The sequence below is a fragment of the Psychrobacter sp. T6-1 genome (assembly GCF_052258445.1).
In genome coordinates this window covers 1-535 of the sequence record NZ_JBQQFC010000815.1, presented here as the reverse complement: position 1 = coordinate 535, position 535 = coordinate 1, and the positions used below count along the sequence as shown (strand labels likewise).

The window sequence follows — 535 nt, the reverse complement described above, 5'->3', positions numbered from 1 at the left end:
AGCTTGCTTATAGACGTCAGCTGCAAACGTGCTGCTACTCGTATCAAAGGTTGCAAAGATATTATCCTGCGACACTCGAAACGGTCTGTGACAGGCAAGACTAAATAAACACTCCAAAGCTTGCGGCTTGATCTCCACGCGCTCAAAGGCCAGTTGTTCATCTTGATTGCGCCCATCTGCTGCGTACCAATAGCCAAAATCATCAAGAAGCCTACGTGCTTGTCCTGCAATGCACCAGTGACTGATTTCATGCAAAGCGCTGGCAAAAAACCCATGAGCAAAGGCTATGCGAGCTGGTTTATCATAAGTTGCGGCAAAATACTCAGGTTCGCTATCACTGTGCATCAATATTACGTTTTGACTGGCAAATAAGGTATTAAACAAATCAATCAAAGCATTAACGCTTTTTTCTTCTTTGGCCTCTGACCACTCATAGATCATCAAACCTTTATCACATAATGAATGAATATCAGTGAGGATTGATGGAGAATCATATGACTGTATATAAGACTTGAGTTCATTCATTAAAGACAGA

The 535-nt window shown here is 41.9% G+C and carries 1 protein-coding gene; it reads right to left on the bottom strand.

Translation table 11 applies throughout. The features are described from left to right. Nucleotides 1-441, bottom strand: a 441-nt coding sequence (locus ACTXGO_RS16635; RefSeq protein WP_443575238.1) for an elongation factor P hydroxylase, incomplete at its 3' end; no start/stop codon positions are given. Nucleotides 442-535: the final 94 nt, after the last annotated feature.